General features: G+C 35.9%; 25 protein-coding genes. 20 read left to right on the top strand and 5 right to left on the bottom strand.

The features are described 5' to 3' along the window. Positions 1 to 190: 190 nt before the first annotated feature. The 4 genes from ACWPV5_RS08620 to ACWPV5_RS08605 form a co-directional block, all read right to left on the bottom strand. Positions 191 to 1,165 (bottom strand): Abi family protein, encoded by a 975-nt coding sequence (locus ACWPV5_RS08620; RefSeq protein WP_261070736.1) that lies wholly within the window; start codon positions 1,163 to 1,165, stop codon positions 191 to 193. 375 nt (positions 1,166 to 1,540) lie between these two features. Next, positions 1,541 to 2,080 (bottom strand): hypothetical protein, encoded by a 540-nt coding sequence (locus ACWPV5_RS08615; protein WP_261070737.1) that lies wholly within the window; start codon positions 2,078 to 2,080, stop codon positions 1,541 to 1,543. A 43-nt stretch (positions 2,081 to 2,123) separates the two neighbouring features. Then, positions 2,124 to 2,393 (bottom strand): DUF4177 domain-containing protein, encoded by a 270-nt coding sequence (locus ACWPV5_RS08610; protein ID WP_000505375.1) that lies wholly within the window; start codon positions 2,391 to 2,393, stop codon positions 2,124 to 2,126. A 5-nt stretch (positions 2,394 to 2,398) separates the two neighbouring features. Next, positions 2,399 to 2,959 (bottom strand): helix-turn-helix domain-containing protein, encoded by a 561-nt coding sequence (locus ACWPV5_RS08605; RefSeq protein ID WP_000104074.1) that lies wholly within the window; start codon positions 2,957 to 2,959, stop codon positions 2,399 to 2,401. Between the two features lie 141 nt (positions 2,960 to 3,100). Between ACWPV5_RS08605 and ACWPV5_RS08600 the strand changes: the two genes are divergently transcribed. From ACWPV5_RS08600 to ACWPV5_RS08510, 19 genes are all read left to right on the top strand, one after another. Then, positions 3,101 to 3,286, top strand: coding sequence for a hypothetical protein (locus ACWPV5_RS08600; RefSeq protein ID WP_000909284.1), 186 nt, complete (start codon positions 3,101 to 3,103; stop codon positions 3,284 to 3,286). Between the two features lie 225 nt (positions 3,287 to 3,511). After that, the gene (locus ACWPV5_RS08595) at positions 3,512 to 4,114 is read left to right on the top strand and encodes a Rha family transcriptional regulator (RefSeq protein WP_261070738.1); all 603 of its coding nucleotides are present in this window, start codon (positions 3,512 to 3,514) and stop codon (positions 4,112 to 4,114) included. Between the two features lie 11 nt (positions 4,115 to 4,125). Further along, positions 4,126 to 4,386 carry a hypothetical protein gene (locus ACWPV5_RS08590; RefSeq protein ID WP_261070739.1) on the top strand — a complete coding sequence of 87 codons (261 nt, stop codon included), beginning with the start codon at positions 4,126 to 4,128 and terminating at the stop codon, positions 4,384 to 4,386. A gap of 324 nt (positions 4,387 to 4,710) precedes the next feature. Beyond that, the gene (locus tag ACWPV5_RS08585; RefSeq protein WP_261070740.1) at positions 4,711 to 5,016 is read left to right on the top strand and encodes a hypothetical protein; all 306 of its coding nucleotides are present in this window, start codon (positions 4,711 to 4,713) and stop codon (positions 5,014 to 5,016) included. Beyond that, positions 4,997 to 5,176 (top strand): hypothetical protein, encoded by a 180-nt coding sequence (locus ACWPV5_RS08580; RefSeq protein ID WP_420911194.1) that lies wholly within the window; start codon positions 4,997 to 4,999, stop codon positions 5,174 to 5,176. The genes ACWPV5_RS08585 and ACWPV5_RS08580 overlap by 20 nt, the downstream gene beginning before the upstream one ends. A gap of 1 nt (position 5,177) precedes the next feature. Further along, complete coding sequence (locus ACWPV5_RS08575; protein ID WP_261070741.1) at positions 5,178 to 5,387, top strand: hypothetical protein; 210 nt, start codon at positions 5,178 to 5,180, stop codon at positions 5,385 to 5,387. Between the two features lies 1 nt (position 5,388). Continuing rightward, positions 5,389 to 5,661 (top strand): hypothetical protein, encoded by a 273-nt coding sequence (locus ACWPV5_RS08570; protein ID WP_061419259.1) that lies wholly within the window; start codon positions 5,389 to 5,391, stop codon positions 5,659 to 5,661. Beyond that, on the top strand, positions 5,648 to 6,505 hold the full coding sequence (locus tag ACWPV5_RS08565; protein WP_261070742.1) for a conserved phage C-terminal domain-containing protein: 858 nt from the start codon (positions 5,648 to 5,650) through the stop codon (positions 6,503 to 6,505). The genes ACWPV5_RS08570 and ACWPV5_RS08565 overlap by 14 nt, the downstream gene beginning before the upstream one ends. 11 nt (positions 6,506 to 6,516) lie before the next feature. After that, positions 6,517 to 7,362 (top strand): ATP-binding protein, encoded by an 846-nt coding sequence (locus tag ACWPV5_RS08560; RefSeq protein WP_261070743.1) that lies wholly within the window; start codon positions 6,517 to 6,519, stop codon positions 7,360 to 7,362. Positions 7,363 to 7,367: 5 nt separating this feature from the next. Further along, on the top strand, positions 7,368 to 7,523 hold the full coding sequence (locus ACWPV5_RS08555; protein ID WP_261070744.1) for a hypothetical protein: 156 nt from the start codon (positions 7,368 to 7,370) through the stop codon (positions 7,521 to 7,523). Positions 7,524 to 7,611: 88 nt separating this feature from the next. Further along, positions 7,612 to 7,806, top strand: a complete 195-nt coding sequence (locus ACWPV5_RS08550; protein ID WP_261070745.1) for a hypothetical protein — start codon at positions 7,612 to 7,614, stop codon at positions 7,804 to 7,806. A gap of 69 nt (positions 7,807 to 7,875) precedes the next feature. Further along, positions 7,876 to 8,742, top strand: coding sequence for a phage major capsid protein (locus tag ACWPV5_RS08545; RefSeq protein ID WP_293959329.1), 867 nt, complete (start codon positions 7,876 to 7,878; stop codon positions 8,740 to 8,742). A gap of 10 nt (positions 8,743 to 8,752) precedes the next feature. Next, positions 8,753 to 9,301: a hypothetical protein gene (locus tag ACWPV5_RS08540; protein ID WP_261070747.1), complete on the top strand. Its 549-nt coding sequence runs from the start codon at positions 8,753 to 8,755 to the stop codon at positions 9,299 to 9,301. 313 nt (positions 9,302 to 9,614) lie between these two features. Next, positions 9,615 to 10,070: a DUF722 domain-containing protein gene (locus ACWPV5_RS08535; protein ID WP_261077796.1), complete on the top strand. Its 456-nt coding sequence runs from the start codon at positions 9,615 to 9,617 to the stop codon at positions 10,068 to 10,070. Between the two features lie 371 nt (positions 10,071 to 10,441). Beyond that, entirely contained in the window at positions 10,442 to 11,038 is a 597-nt protein-coding gene (locus tag ACWPV5_RS08530) for a hypothetical protein (RefSeq protein ID WP_261070749.1), read from the top strand. Further along, complete coding sequence (locus tag ACWPV5_RS08525) at positions 11,028 to 11,294, top strand: hypothetical protein (protein ID WP_261070750.1); 267 nt, start codon at positions 11,028 to 11,030, stop codon at positions 11,292 to 11,294. The genes ACWPV5_RS08530 and ACWPV5_RS08525 overlap by 11 nt, the downstream gene beginning before the upstream one ends. Beyond that, positions 11,294 to 11,749: a protein-export chaperone SecB gene (locus ACWPV5_RS08520; protein WP_261070751.1), complete on the top strand. Its 456-nt coding sequence runs from the start codon at positions 11,294 to 11,296 to the stop codon at positions 11,747 to 11,749. The genes ACWPV5_RS08525 and ACWPV5_RS08520 overlap by 1 nt, the downstream gene beginning before the upstream one ends. 306 nt (positions 11,750 to 12,055) lie before the next feature. Beyond that, a complete protein-coding gene (locus ACWPV5_RS08515; RefSeq protein ID WP_001211277.1) occupies positions 12,056 to 12,514 on the top strand; it encodes a CtsR family transcriptional regulator in 459 nt (152 codons plus the stop codon). Position 12,515: 1 nt separating this feature from the next. Beyond that, entirely contained in the window at positions 12,516 to 14,948 is a 2,433-nt protein-coding gene (locus tag ACWPV5_RS08510; RefSeq protein ID WP_454383382.1) for an ATP-dependent Clp protease ATP-binding subunit, read from the top strand. A gap of 72 nt (positions 14,949 to 15,020) precedes the next feature. Here ACWPV5_RS08510 and ACWPV5_RS08505 read toward each other — a convergent pair whose 3' ends face one another. Next, positions 15,021 to 15,251 carry a hypothetical protein gene (locus tag ACWPV5_RS08505; protein ID WP_033678750.1) on the bottom strand — a complete coding sequence of 77 codons (231 nt, stop codon included), beginning with the start codon at positions 15,249 to 15,251 and terminating at the stop codon, positions 15,021 to 15,023. A gap of 277 nt (positions 15,252 to 15,528) precedes the next feature. Between ACWPV5_RS08505 and ACWPV5_RS08500 the strand changes: the two genes are divergently transcribed. Further along, on the top strand, positions 15,529 to 16,227 hold the full coding sequence (locus ACWPV5_RS08500) for a hypothetical protein (RefSeq protein ID WP_454383380.1): 699 nt from the start codon (positions 15,529 to 15,531) through the stop codon (positions 16,225 to 16,227). Positions 16,228 to 16,230: the final 3 nt, after the last annotated feature.

Here is a 16,230-nt window from a genome sequence, read left to right as displayed (position 1 = left end):
TTTTAACTCCTTTTTCCATCAGCAGGCAAGCAATTAGAAAAGGTTTTGAGTTTATACCATGCTAGGAGTTACGAGAACCCCTCTATTTTCGATTTTAAGCAGTCAGACGGTAAATAATACCAGAGTATGAAACAAGGCGGATATGGGGCTTATATGAAGTTTTTAAAAATCCCCTATATTGCAAGTAGTTCTACCTTAATTTGTCAGTGATATTATACCAATTATTCGGAAATCCAAGTGTGTTCAATACAATGCCGGCTTCAATGGAGTGCGCTTTTTTATTTAGAGCTTTGGTTCTTTTAATAATAGTGTTATGTAATTGAGCGTATTGTGTGCACGCAAGTAGACATTGCAAGGCAAGAAAAACATAATATACAGATTGTCTTGATGTATTGGCATTGTTATTGTAATAGTGGAAATAAGCTAGTTGTGGAAGATTCTCACGGCATTTATAATTGAAAAGCTTATTATTATGAGCAGTGATATTTCTAATTTCTAGTATATTTTTAATAATACTTTCTAAAGCCTTTCCGCTTAAAAGGTCTTTACTAGGTCTATTTTGGATGTATTCAATATTTTCTTGCAAGAATGGTGATAAGTCTCTAGCTATCTGATTTTTTATATCAGTGTTTAGATTTCTATAAAAGTTAAATGCTTGCCCTAATGTAAGTTCATTTATGATAACCCAGAAAGGAACAACGCCATGTTGTTTATAGTGGTGTTTTATAGAATTGTTTTGCTTATCCTTATTATAATCATTGAGTATTCTAGCTAATATACTGATTAAATTAGTAATTTGTGCCAGCCTTTTTGTATCTTTTTGTGTTTCAAAATTATTAATATCTAGATAAGCGTATGGCTTTGGATATGCTTCTGAAAAACGATATGCCAGTACGGATTTAAAGTGTTTTTCTGCATCTATAATTGCTTTTAAAAAAGCTGATTTAATTTCTTTATCGTAAAAGTGTGTTGCAGCTATTTCTCTAAAGTCTGCACCAGTTATAAACTTATCTTTTGATGTTTGAAAAAACTTACTATATCCGTTGACGACGTTGTAATAGTTGTTAGTTAGAAGGTATCTTTTACATTCTTCTATGTTATCTATTTCTAAACCTCTAGACTGGAGAAGTTTTATTTGTTCATCTAATGTTTGAAATGGTTTCATATATGTTCCTTATATACAAAAACACCACCTAGTAGAACTAGGCAGTGTTTCGCGTACTCTGTTCCCTTGGGAGCAGAAACTCTTCTCATTGCCTAATAATACTGTAATTTTTAGTTTTTGTCAATCTTTTTGGTTTGTTTTTTTAAAATTTTTGAGTATCGAAAAACCTCAATGCTGGGAAAGTTCGCCTTTTTTCGTCCTAAAACTGTTCCTTCCGTGTTGTTCCATAGTCCATGGTTGCACCTTTCTATTTGTTAATTTCGCTCATTTTTGCGCTTTAGTCTGTAAAATCGGCTTTCTATTCTTCAATTTCCCCTGTTTTTGCACAATAGACCATGAAAAGATGGTTGCTATTGGCGAATATGGGGTAGTTTTTTAATTTACAATGATTTCTCCAACAGGGATAAAATCTTTTTGTTTTGAAGATTTTGCGATTAAGTCGTATTGATCAGCAGATTTTTCATACCCAAGGGAAAGAGTAGTATTGTCGTCTGGTAATTTTTTAGCAAACTCAGATATAGACATCCGAAATACGGTAATTGCATTTTGCTGATTAGTTGTAGCAGAATTTGAATTGATTGCGTCCATAGTCTCTTTTGCGCTATCTTTAGCCGTTCCAGTTAGCAAAATCATGATTGTATCATGCGGTTCGGATGAATCTGAATCGATTACGTTATTTTGAATTTTTACGCTTATTGCGCCAGTTGATTCAGGATCTAATTTTGATTTGATTTCAGAAATTAGATCATCGTATTTACTGTTATCTACTTTGGCTTTTGTGTTTGTTGAAGTAGTATTTTTTTGCTCCGTTTTTGGTTGCTCCGAGCTATCTTTGGTAGCTGATTGATTGTTAGAGCAAGCTACTAGAACGGTAGCAGAAAGTAAAATAACTGATGTGCTTAGTAATTTTTTCATAAGTAGTCTCCTATATGCTGATGTTTTAAAAGATGGGGAATTTTTATAGAATCTTCTCAAAAACCATTGTGGCTTGAATACGGTCGCCACCGCCTAAACCTTTACTTCCCCCATTGGCGGTTGTGATTGTATGCAGGCGATAACCTTTTGAAGCTTGTTTATTGATAACATCTTCTAATTCTGTAAGGTTTCCTGATCCAGTGCCGAAAAACTTTTCTTTCAAAGTTACCTGAAGGACAACGTAGTGTAGTCCATTTACTCCAGATGCAGTAGAAAAGCTTCCTTCTTGTTTTACAGTGTCAAAAAATCCCATGTGAGTTACTCCTTTTTGTCGTCTCTTTCAGATAGTTTTTTTACTAAATCAAAAGCTATTTTTTTATCATAGTCATTTAAAGAAATATAGTTGATTAAAATATCTGCAAAATTTGTATTTTTCTCTTTATCAGCATTTATTAGTTCTTCAATTGTAAACATATACAATGGGCTATGATTAAGCAATCCTTTTCCAAAATTGTCATACTTTACAGGATTATTTATATGTTCTTCAACGTTTTTATACGCTGAACCAAGTTCATTTATTTTTTTAATATCTATGTTATTGACTATTTTTTTAAATTCGTTACTTTGGATTATTTTTAAAATATTTTGTTCATCTTCATGTCCCAATAAGTGGCCAACGCTTACCCCAAAGTGGTTAGCGAGTAGCTGGGCTTTATCTGGTTTGATAGTATGTTTATTATTTTCCCAATTAGATATCACCATTTTGGATATTGGTTTTTCGTTTTCTTTTAGTTCTTTATTTATTATTTGAGCTAATTCATCTTGAGTTATTCCCTCTTTGGTTCTTAGAATCTTTAGCCTATTTTTTATTGTTGACATTTTATCACCTCAGTTAAATTATAACCGCTAAAAAAACTTTTGTAAAGTTTTTATTTATTTTCTCTTGACAGGTAAAGAAAAACATTATATACTTGGTCTAAGTAAAGATAAACTTTACAAATAAGAAAGGAGGGAACTGTATTGCTTATCACCTCAACACAAGCAAAAGCAATTCGCCGAAAGCAAGCGGACAAGAATTTGACTGCTAAAAGAGCCAGCGAGGAAATTGGAGTGAATCCAATTACTTACAGGAAAATCCGAGACGGAGGCGAAGTAAAGCCTAGCATTTACCAAAAAGCCATGCAGTGGCTTGCTGAAGATTATTAGAAAGGAGCGAACCAATCGTAATACTACTCTACATTTATAGATTTCTCATGTGGTGCTTTACCACTGGAGATTGATAAACGGATCTAGCTAAATATTTGCTTGCTACCTATAGCAGTATCAAGGGTTTGTAGGGGTTCATATTCTCCGATTTTACCCTACTTTAATGCTTTACCTTGGTACTGTTTTAGGTGGCAAGCACTGACAAAAGAAGAAAGGAGCGAACCAATGGAATTGGTTTACATGGACGGCAAGAAAGAGCCGTATACACTGAGCAGTATTGTGGCTGAGTGTGCAGAAGTTAAACACAGACATTTAAAGATTTTGCTGAATAAACACCGAGAGGACTTTGAAAGCTTCGGAAAGGTGCAATTTAAAATTTCACCTTCAGAAAGTGGGCAAAATGTACGGGACTATATTTTGAATGAGCAGCAAGCAACCTTGCTGATCACTTATCTAAAGAATACCGAACCAGTACGGCAATTCAAAATGAACCTAGTCAAAGCATTCTTTGAAATGCGTGATGAACTTTCTAAACGCTATCTTCAAAGGGAACTGGAAAAGCCAAAGCGCAAGACCTTAACCGAAGCTATCAAATCATGGGAGAAAGCGCCCAAGCATGCCTATAGTACACTTACAAACTTACTGCTAAAGGGAGCGACTGGGAAAAACAAGTCCCAACTCATGCAAGAGCGAGAAAGTGGAAACGGTATTGACAGTTTAACAAGTGATGAACTGACAAACTACCAACGTTTGGAAGATATGGCAATAGCCATGATTAACTTGAATAGGGGGTATTCAGAAATTAAGGAATTAATTTTTAAAGTATAGGAGTATAGAAAATGGAAAATGAATTTAAGACAGTTACAAATGCCAAAGGGTTAGAAATTCCTAAGTATTCCAAGGATTTTAAAAAGCTAGTTGAGAAAGACAGACAACTAGCCGAATATCTTTGTATAAACTACGAGAACTTGGACAGTGAAGACCTGGGCGCATTTCTTGAAATGGTGAAGCAGGGATTCAGCTGGATTCTGGATCTTATCGATAGTAAAGATTTGATTTATAAACCACAGTCGGGTAGTAATCATGCAAAAAGAAAATAAAAAAATCACTTGCTCAAATTTTAGACGAGGCGAGCAAGCGACACAATTCAGAGTATAGAAAATTTTTCTATGCTTTGATTATAGCAAAAAATATCTATTCTATCAAATACATAAAGAAAAACCGAAGTGCAGGCAAGCAATTAGAAAAGGTTTTGAAAAACGAGTGCTGACACGGCGACTATAAGCACTTGTTTAGCAAAAATGTGGGTGATTACCCACGAAACATCACTACATGCGTCAGCCAACTTGGGGCAAACGCCCAGCGTTTGGAGTGGTGCTAATCGTGTATAGGAAACAGGCAAGAAAAAGGCACAGGAAAACAATATGACATTAAATATAAAGGAAATTCAAGAGCAAGGGGGCAGACTTGGAGATGTGCTTCCCAGAATTGAATTAGTTAGACAGTTGAGCAATTGGCTGATAATGGCGAAAAATAACGGAGTAGATACTGATATCTTATCTGGACAGATGACAGAGGGCTTAGGCGTTATTCGTGACCAGATGGAACAACTCTATAGAGAGTTGGACGGGATTGCAGTTTATCTCCTTAATTGTGAGAATTTTGAAGAATTGGGGTACAAGTCAGATGATAACACCAGATATAAGAAAAATGACACAAGCAGAATTTGATAACTTCATGGCTGATTTAAAGGTAAACGATCCGAATTTTTTTCAGTTTATCGTTGATTTTATCAATAAAAAAGTAACCATTCAAGAAGTTGAAGCTTTCAAAAAGATGGAGCCTGAAGTGCAACAGTTATATATCAAGAATTACAAAGCGAGGGCATAGTATGAATGAACTAGATTTAAGCAATACACAGGCGCTTATTTTTACCGTGATTTTGATTAGCTTTCTAATTTACCTAAACCATCGAGACCGCAAAAAGAGCGCCCAAATCGAGCGAGAAAGTACACAGACGATACAAACGACTAGCGAGGAATTAAGCCCTGATTATGGGCGATATATTCAGCTTGCAGGGGTTAAGCCATGGGGGTACTAAGATGTTTGAAAAAATGATTGAAGATTTAAAGTCTAAGATTTTGGAAGCAGTGGAACGGTATTTAAAAAGCCATGAGAAAGTACCTCAAAAAAGATTAGATTTGATCAGCAAGGTGGAACTAAAGGAAGAACTGGGCATAGGAGATAAAACCTTAACAAAATGGGAAGGCGCGGGACTGCCACAGTATATACCGCCTATTGAAGATACTAGAAAAGCGTATTATAAAATCTCAGACGTTTTAAAGTTTTTGGGGGTAGATGATGGCAAAGACTAAAATATATTTTTGGTTAAAAGTTGATAAGAAGTTTTTTGATAATCTTTTTATTAAACGACTTAAAAATATGCCTGGTGGCTACACTATGACAGTGATTTATATCCGTCTTATGTTGGAAAGTTTAGAAGATGATTGTATTTTGTACTATGAAGGATATTTTGATAATTTGGTACAGGAGCTAGCCTTAAAATTGGATGTGTCCGAGGATGATATAAATATGACAGTTGCATATTTTACAAAATGCGGACTGATTCAGATAGACGATGATGGACATGCTACATTATCGCAAGCAAAAGCCATGGTTGAGAGTGAAACAAACTGGGCAAAATACAAGCGAGAACAAAGAAAAAATAGTCAAGATATACCAAAATTGGAGAATGTCCAAAATAAAAAGACTATTTCCAACTCATGTCCAACAGAGATAGAGATAGATAAAGAGTCAGATAAAGAGTTATATAAAGAATATATATTGTCAGGTAAACCTGACTTTACTTTCCCAAATTGGTTAACTCCGAGAATGATTGAGGAAATAACCAAAGGACATCCTGAGAAGTATTTAATAAGAATCCCTCTAGCTTATCTGAATCATACAGTAGGGAAAAATTATAAATATTTGGACAAAAACTTGAAGCCGATAATGGCACGATTCAAAGAAGGCTATACACTGGAAGATTTTAAACAGGTGATAGATATTAAAACGGCAGAATGGAAGTATAGTCCTGAATTTTCTAAATATCTGAGACCTGAAACACTTTTTGGATCTAAGTTTGACGGTTATTTGAATCAAAAGCCTAAAACCATAAGAGGGAAGTCTGAAGATAACTTCCCAGACCTACCATTTTAGGAGTTGCAAAGATGAAGGAACAATTTAAAGAATTTAATAACAGAAAGATATCGGATAAGGTTTGCGATATTCACCAGGTCAATTATTGGGAAATTTCTGTACCGGTTTTAGGGAGTTCAGAAAGAAAAGTACAAGCTTTTTGCCCGGAGTGTGTGAAGGGAGAGATTAAACAAAAAGAGCAAGACTTGTTACAGCAGTTTGAGGACAGCCAGGCTTACTTTAAAACGTATGATGTCTTAATGCGTGATAGTACAATTCCTAAAGAGTTAAAAGGAGCGACATTTGATAATTTCTTTGTTAAGACGACAGAGGAGCGTCAGATGTTAGAGTTTGTAAAAGGTCAAGCCCAGAAGTACCTTGCAGGTATGACGGGAAATACTTTAATCAGCGGTAGCACAGGAATTGGAAAAAGTCATTTATCTCTTGCATTGGCTAAAGAAATCAATGAAAGTTTCAGAGAGAAGAACGAGCCTAAGAGTGTCTTATTTGTCAGCTTAACCGAGATTATCAAGCAGATAAAAGAAGGCTGGGCTTATGGAAGAAATGCAAACTTAACAGAGTATGAGGCAGTTAAAAAGCTTGTTGATGTAGATTTTCTAATTATTGATGACCTCGGGGCAAAAAACGGAACAATAACTCCTAAGAGCGATTGGGAACAGGATTTCTTGTTTGATATTATCAATAATCGAGAAACTACGATTTTCAACACGAACCTAGATAGCAGTGAATTGCGAACGGTTTACAATGCTAGAAACTCAAGTAGAATTTTGAAAGGTTTAGAGGGGAACACTTTTAAGGCTTTCACAATCAAAGATAAGCGATATACGATTAACACAGTGAGGAGAGAGAAAGGTTAATAGATATGGATGAAATGAATTTTTCAACAGAAAAAGGCTTTATTGTCTACGAAAAATGTGGTATAATAGAGATAGAAAAAGTTCCAAGGTTTGGAGAGATAACTTTAGTCTACTCAGATGGGAAATTTACTCATCTAGTCAAAAAAGAAACTAAAAAATAAGTCTATTGAGAACAACTCAGGGGCATACCGTAAGCATATGATGCTAGTGGTATGCCCTTTTTGCTTGAGAAGAAAGGGGGTGAAGAAGATGACGGTAGATACTTCATTAGGGTATGTGGTAGCTAGTAAGTTTTCTATTGATCCAGAAAAAAGACAGAAAATATTTTCAAAATGTAAAAATGAAGATAGCAGTTTAGAAAGTGGGAAACACGAAATACTGGAGAAATATGCTGACGAAAATAAAGAATCAACAGCTAGAAAAAATGATTTTAAAAGCTCGTAGAGTTCTAAAAGAAAAGCTAAGAGCTAAGAACTTTAGAAAAAATTATAAACAACGAGGAGCAATAAAGAGATAAAGGAGTATAAAATGGCTAAAAAATTTAGTTTGGTAGAAAAATATGTAAGAAGCAGAGGAATGGGTATTGATGATGAAAAATCAAAAACAGGTTTAATATTATCACAAGATATAACAAGTATCTATGACGTTCCTGAAGAAGGAAAAGAATTAGTGGATCTTGTTAATGTGATTGAGTATACGGGTACTGGTGGAACATATGAAACTGTAGGTTTTGACGATGAACATCTATCAGAACTTGAATCAGAAGATTTTAGATCTAGTAAAAGTGTAGAACTTAGAAAAAAACAGATTAGAACCAAGTTTGAACACAAGACATTTTCAGGACGTATTGCCTTATCGTCTGAACAAGTTGATGATGGAGAATATAATATATCAGACTTCTTAAGTAACAAAATTACCCGTCTTTGTCGTAAAACTCGTAATATTGAAATTGGAAAAATTCTAAAAGAAGCACCTGAAAAAAATGTTTCTAATTTTGATGAATTGAAAGATACAATAAACGATTTGAATCCTGAACGTCATAATACTCTTGTATTAAGTCAGTCACTATTTAAGTTTTTAGATAAAGAGAAATCTAGCGATGGAAATTATATTTTAAAAATTAACAAGAAGGAACGATACTCAGAAAACTTATACGTCGATGATGTTATTGTTGTATCTGATGAAGTACTAGGAGTAAAAGGCGATAAAGTTGCTTTTGTTGGGGATTTGTACAATTTTGCTACTTTATTTGAAAGAAATAAGAATAGCTTACGGTGGGTAAGTGAATCCGTTATTTATGGAATGAGTTTAATGCTTTATACTCGTTTCGTTGTGAAGAAAATTGAAACGGATTGTGCTTTCTTTATAAAATGGAATTAGGAGATAGGGGATGGATATTAGGGAAGTATTATCAACATTAGAAAATCTTGATGATAAAAAAGATAAGATTGCAAAAGCAAGAACAAAGTTGGAAGAAAAAAGAAAAACAATTACTGGAGAGAAGAAGATTTCTTTTGATAGTATTGACTCTTTCTTTGAGGATAATGCTACTTCTTTAGAACAAATTACTAAAATGAGTGAATCAATCAATCTTTTAGAGAAAGAGTATGATGATTATTTCTGGGAGGCAAAGGCAGCGATATTTGAATATATCTTTAAAGAGACTAAGCGAAGAGCTGAAGAAAAGAAAATCTATAAACGTTACCAGAAGAAACTTAGAATAATTTTAGATGCCTACGATGAAATTCAAGCACTAAAGAAAGATGTAGAAGAAATACATAAAGGAGTAGTTGGAGAAATAACACAGGAGCATTCTCTTGCACTATATCGGACAGAAGTAAATCCAACAGGTATTCTTCCATTCCTAAATCCTGATATCAGTGGACATATGAATTTTTCTAAGGAATATCGGGACATTAAAGAGTATTTAGAAAAATAGGGAACAAATTAAGTAAGGCTAGTGATATATGGCTCAAACAAAAGAAATATCGCTAGTCCTACTTTTATGCTTTACTAAGTTTCACATAACAAAGTAAGCATAAACTGAAAAGAAGTAATAGCTTGAAAGCAAGGTATATCAGGGGTTTACAGAATGGAGTGAGTTTCACAGAATGTAAGATAAGAGAAACTGGGGAATAAATTAGAGGGATACTTCTTTAAATTGTCATATTGAAGAGTTGTCAAACTTAAAACAATGATAGCTGGTAAGTGGAGCGTTGAAAGGCTTTTAAGCTTTTTGTCAGTTTGACAGAATGCAAGATAAGAAAATTTTAAAATTGAAATGGGAGTACTTGACTATGTATGAACTGAGTAACAGAGACTTGAACGAGATTGATAATGAATTAGAAAGATATAGAACGATTGCTAATAAAATTTACTTGAGAAGACAAGAGTTGATACATAATAAGAAACATGGAAATGAAACGTATATTAGATCTCAGAGTAAGAAAGTTTCAAGTCCTACTGAAGATACTATAATTAGAATTGAAGAAGATTTAACCTTAAGATATCTGGAAGGTTTTAAATTAATTGTAGATACCTTGATGGAAAATCTGATTGATACTGATCTAGTCATCTTTAAAATGAGATTTTTAGAAGCTGGTGTGACTTGGGAAGACGTGGCAGAGAAACTAAATAAAACTACTCGTTATATAAATAGTCGAAGAAAAGTAATCGCTAAAAGATTTATAGAACTGAAAGGATATTGACTCCCCCCACGTTGAAAAAATTTTTTTGAATACTTTGGGAACCGGTGAAGGGAACTTTTTCCAAGTCGGAGCACTTCAGACAAAAAGGGGGTAAAAAGTTGTTAGATTACAAGATAACGTCTAACTTTTTGCTATCGTTTATATTGAGTTATGAGATATGTGTTTTGAAGTCTAACTTTAATTTGAAAATAATTCAAAAATAGAATTGTATATCTCTAATAAATTTTAAGAAAAAAAGAAAAATCTCAAATAAATAGCAAAAAATACAATATATAATTGACATGTGTTACTAAATGTAATATGATATGTATGATACGTTATGTACTAAACTGATTCATAATGTATCATATTGCTCACATGGGAGGCATTCTATGGAGGGGTACCATGGAACAAAGCCTGAATCGGTTAATGATATTTTACAACAACAACATTTTGAGTGCACTCCATTTGAAATAACAGGTGATTGGGTGGTTAAAAGTGACCAAAGTTTACCGAATGACTTAGGAGTAGGATTGTACATGTTTGTTGATGATTCGTTGAATGGATTTCAAGGCTTGGAAAATGCAAAACAGTACGCTCGGGTATATAGGAATAGTAATAAAAAAATAGGTGTTATAAAGTTTAAAATAAATAGTGACAACTTAACTATTTTAGATTTAAATAATCCTAAAACGACTAAAGTTTTTAATGAATACAAAAACCAATATTATCAAGTGTTAAAAAATTCATTAGGTGGTTTTAAACGTAATAAATCATTTCACAGGTATAATCTTGATGGAGTGTTTTTAGAACATTTATTGTGTTACAATCCACCATATAATGAGGTGGATGCTGTAACGTGTAAAACATACACTCCACCAACTCCAGACAAGCCTCTTTCGAATGTTCCTAATGGGAAAGAGATTTGTTTAAGAACACTTACGTTAATTGATTGGATGGTTACAGAGGAGAAATATAGTGGCTATTAAAGAAATTGTTCTAGATGAATCAATTCTTGATTTAGATTCATGGTTGCCTAAAGAAGCTATAGACCAAGTTGTTCAAGCTATTTTATATCAAGAAAAATTAGAGTTAAAGAGCTTATTTGAATGCAATCTACCATATTTTACGGAAAGTTCGGTAAAAAATGTAAAAGCGGAGTTCCGTGACTTTGTTGGGTACGCAGATAGTTATAATAGTAATAAAAGCGCCTATAAGGTGCAAGCAAAGGATATGGCAGCATAATGGCAATTATTAAATTTGAAGATTATGTAGTTGATAAGTCGGTTTATGAAACTAATCTAGATTTTGAAAATAGTAGAGAAGATGGACGTTTAGTAGTTCCAATTAAATTTTCTGCTGAAATTGGAGTTGATAAGACTCAAGAGAAATCCTATGTTATTATTAACGTAAATTTAGGTCAATCAACAAATCCTGAGGAGATACCTAATATTCCATTTACATGTGAAGTATCTATTAGGGGGCTATATAGTTATTCTTCTTCTGACTTTGAAAACGAAGAGGAATTGAAAAATGTTCTAGGAGGGAATGCTGTAGCTATACTATATCCGTATGTGCGAACATATATTTCCACTTTAACAAATCTTTCAAATCAATTTCCTTCATATACACTTCCTGTAATGAATTTTGCGGAAACAATTAAAGACAACAATTTAATTACTTATGTAGGTTTTGATTAATTATTTGTAAATAAAAAAGATAGGTGTTAATGTGCTGATATCTATCTTTTTATGTAGTATTAAAAAAGCACGTTTGATCGTGCTAGTTTCTTGCCTGCTGAACTCGTCAATATTACGCCCTTTTAGGGCTCTTTTTTGTGGACTTTTTTAAGAACTTTCAAGAAAAACTAAGGCGAATTAATGCCAAAGTGTTTTTTAAAAAAGTCAGTATTTCCAATGGTTGAGCCTTAAAAATTTGACTTATAGAGTGTTAAATGATAGTATAGTCAAAGATAGTCAAGGTTTAAAGAGAGAGGTGGGTTTGTAATGAGATTTAAAAATACATCGGATCATATTGAGGCCTACATCAAGGCGATTTTAGATCAATCTGGTATTGTGGAGTTGCAACGAAGTCAGTTAGCAGATACTTTTCAGGTTGTTCCTAGTCAGATCAACTATGTGATTAAGACACGCTTTACGGAAAGTAGAGGCTATTTGGTTGAAAGTAAGCGTGGTGGCGGAGGCTACATTCGTATCGGACGGATTGAGTTTTCTAGTCATCATGAAATGCTCAGGGAGCTGCTTTATTCGATTGGTGAGCGGGTCAGTCAAGAAATTTATGAGGATATTCTGCAGCTTTTGGTTGAGCAGGAATTGATGACCAAGCAGGAGATGAATTTGCTAGTATCAGTAGCTTTGGATCGCGTTCTAGGAGAAGAAGCACCAGTCCTTCGAGCAAACATGCTACGACAGGTCATACAAGAGGTAGATAGAAAAGGGAAGTAAGATGAACTATTCAAAAGCATTGAATGAATGTATCGAAAGTGCCTACATGGTTGCTGGCCATTTTGGAGCTCGTTACCTAGAGTCTTGGCATTTGTTGATTGCTATGTCTAATCACAGTTATAGTGTGGCAGGGGCAACTTTAAATGATTATCCATATGAGATGGACCGTTTAGAAGAGGTGGCTTTGGAGCTGACTGAAACGGACTATAGCCAGGATGAAACTTTTACGGAATTGCCGTTCTCCCATCGTTTGCAGGTTCTTTTTGACGAAGCAGAGTATGTAGCGTCAGTGGTCCATGCTAAGGTGCTAGGGACAGAGCACCTCCTTTATGCGATTTTGCATGATGGCAATGCCTTGGCGACTCGTATCTTGGAGAGGGCTGGTTTTTCTTATGAAGACAAGAAAGATCAGGTCAAGATTGCTGCCCTACGTCGAAATCTAGAAGAACGTGCAGGTTGGACTCGTGAAGACCTCAAGGCTTTACGCCAACGTCATCGTACAGTAGCTGACAAGCAAAATTCTATGGCTAATATGATGGGCATGCCCCAGACTCCGAGTGGCGGTCTCGAGGACTATACGCACGATTTGACAGAGCAAGCGCGTTCTGGCAAGTTAGAGCCAGTTATTGGTCGGGACAAGGAAATCTCGCGTATGATTCAAATCTTGAGCCGTAAGACCAAGAACAATCCTGTCTTGGTTGGAGATGCTGGTGTCGGGAAAACTGCTCTGGCGCTTGGTCTTGCCCAGCGTATTGCTAGTGGTGATGTACCTGCGGAAATGGCTAAGATGCGCGTGTTAGAGCTTGATTTGATGAATGTCGTCGCAGGGACACGTTTCCGTGGTGACTTTGAAGAACGCATGAATAATATCATCAAGGATATTGAAGAAGATGGCCAAGTCATTCTATTTATCGACGAACTACACACTATCATGGGTTCTGGGAGTGGAATTGACTCAACTCTGGATGCGGCCAATATCTTGAAACCAGCCTTGGCGCGTGGAACTTTGAGAACGGTTGGTGCGACCACTCAGGAAGAATACCAAAAACACATCGAAAAAGATGCGGCCCTTTCTCGTCGTTTTGCCAAAGTGACGATTGAAGAGCCAAGCGTGGCCGACAGTATGATCATTTTACAGGGTTTGAAGGCGACTTATGAGAAACATCACCGTGTGCAAATCACAGATGAAGCAGTTGAAACAGCTGTCAAGATGGCTCATCGTTACTTGACTAGTCGTCACTTGCCAGACTCTGCTATCGACCTCTTGGACGAAGCAGCGGCAACAGTGCAAAATAAGGCTAAGCATGTAAAAGCAGACGATTCAGATTTGAGTCCCGCTGACAAGGCCTTGATGGATGGCAAGTGGAAACAGGCAACTCAGTTAATCGCAAAAGAAGAGGAAGTGCCTGTCTATAAAGACTTGGTAACAGAGTCTGATATTTTGACTACCTTGAGTCGTTTATCAGGTATCCCCGTTCAAAAACTGACTCAGACTGATGCTAAGAAATACTTAAACTTGGAAGCTGAACTGCACAAACGTGTCATCGGTCAAGATCAAGCTGTTTCAAGCATTAGTCGTGCGATTCGCCGCAATCAGTCAGGGATTCGCAGTCACAAGCGTCCGATTGGCTCCTTTATGTTCTTAGGGCCTACAGGTGTCGGAAAAACTGAATTAGCCAAGGCTCTGGCAGAAGTTCTTTTTGACGACGAATCAGCTCTTATCCGCTTTGATATGAGTGAGTATATGGAGAAATTTGCAGCCAGTCGTCTCAACGGATCTCCTCCAGGCTATGTGGGGTATGAAGAAGGTGGGGAGTTAACTGAGAAGGTTCGCAACAAACCATACTCCGTTCTCCTCTTTGATGAGGTAGAAAAGGCCCACCCAGACATCTTTAATGTTCTCTTGCAGGTCTTGGATGACGGTGTCTTGACCGATAGCAAGGGACGCAAGGTTGACTTTTCAAATACCATTATCATCATGACGTCAAACCTTGGTGCGACAGCCCTTCGTGATGACAAGACAGTTGGATTTGGGGCAAAGGACATTCGTTTTGACCAGGAAAATATGGAAAAACGCATGTTTGAAGAGCTGAAAAAATCTTATAGACCTGAGTTTATCAACCGTATTGATGAAAAGGTGGTCTTCCATAGCCTGTCTAGCGACCATATGCAGGAAGTAGTGAAAATTATGGTCAAACCTTTAGTGGCAAGTTTGGCTGAAAAAGGTATTGACTTGAAATTACAAACTTCCGCACTGAAATTGTTGGCAAATCAAGGATATGACCCAGAGATGGGAGCTCGTCCACTTCGCAGAACCCTGCAAACAGAAGTGGAAGATAAGTTAGCAGAACTTCTTCTCAAGGGAGAATTAGTGGCAGGCAGCACACTTAAGATTGGTGTCAAAGCAGGCCAGTTAAAATTTGATATTGCATAAAAACGAGGTCGGGACAAAGTTCCCGACCTCTTTGTTTGCCTTTATTAGTTTGCTTTGCTGTTGCGATTGCTTTTATGAATGGCTATTTTTCTTAGAATTGCTCAACAGGTGAGTAAAGAAGGCTTTGTATCGATACTTGAGATAGTTCTCATGTAAAAATAACAAGGCGATATAGACAATCAAAAAGATTGTAGTCATATAGAAGACATCAAATGCAGTTCGCGCATAGTGAGTGGCTGACTGATAAGAGCCAATAGCTCCTAAAATCAACCAAGGAAGATACTTGTAATACTTATTTAGCATAAGAGTGCACCTCCTATATTCTATTTCGATGGTATTATATTCCTTTGGAGTTAAAGATGCAAGCGATTACAAAAAGCGAATTTAAATTTTTAATAGAAAAATCTCCTGTTTTTCTGTTTTATTACGAATAGAAGAGTAGGAGGAGTAAAGGTGTTTAAATTATGTGAGATTTTTAAAATAGTTTAAATGAATCGTTGACATATTCAAATCTCAATGTTACAATTACATTACAAAAAGATTTCTTTATATTTCTAAAATATTACAAAGGAGTAGAAAAATGAAAAAGAAAACCTATATCAAATTGATGGCAGCGACTGTATTAGCTTCTACCCTACTATTAGGAGCTTGTGGAAATAAAAAGGAAACAACTCAAGCAAGCAGTTCTGCTAAGACAAGCCAATCATCAAGTTCTAAAGCAACTTCTGCTAGCGAAGAAAGCAAGACTCAGAAGTCCTCAAGTTCAGTTTCATCTGAAAAGGCCAAGGCGTCTACTGACCAGTCTGCAGCAACTACAACACCATCACCAGCAACACCTGCACCAGAGCAAAGACAAGGTCAAGAAGTGGCTAATCAACAGGCGGCTAGTCAACAAACTCCTGCTCAGGCTCCTTCAACTCAACAGTCTCCTCAAGCCCAGTCTAACCAGTCAGGCTATGATCCTACAACTGACCGCAAACTTCAAGACAAACAAGCAGAGCAAAATAAACGCTACAAGGGTGTTCTAACAATGGTGAACGGTGATTTCTCAGCTGCAGCGGGCAATTGGAAGGGAGCAAATGGCGAAACCATCACAGTTTCATCAGGTGGTCAATTTACAGTAGAATCTGCTGATGGAAAGAAAGAAAATTACTCTATCAAAGGCTATTCTTATACTCTTGATGATGGTAAGTATAATGCCAAAATTGGTGGAGGAAAAGTCATCCAAATTACAACAGGAGCGGATGGTAAGGTTTCCAGCGTTGCTTTGAATCAATAATAA

This window comes from Streptococcus sp. Marseille-Q7156 (assembly GCF_965119495.1).
This window is presented reverse-complemented; position numbering and strand designations above follow the sequence as displayed.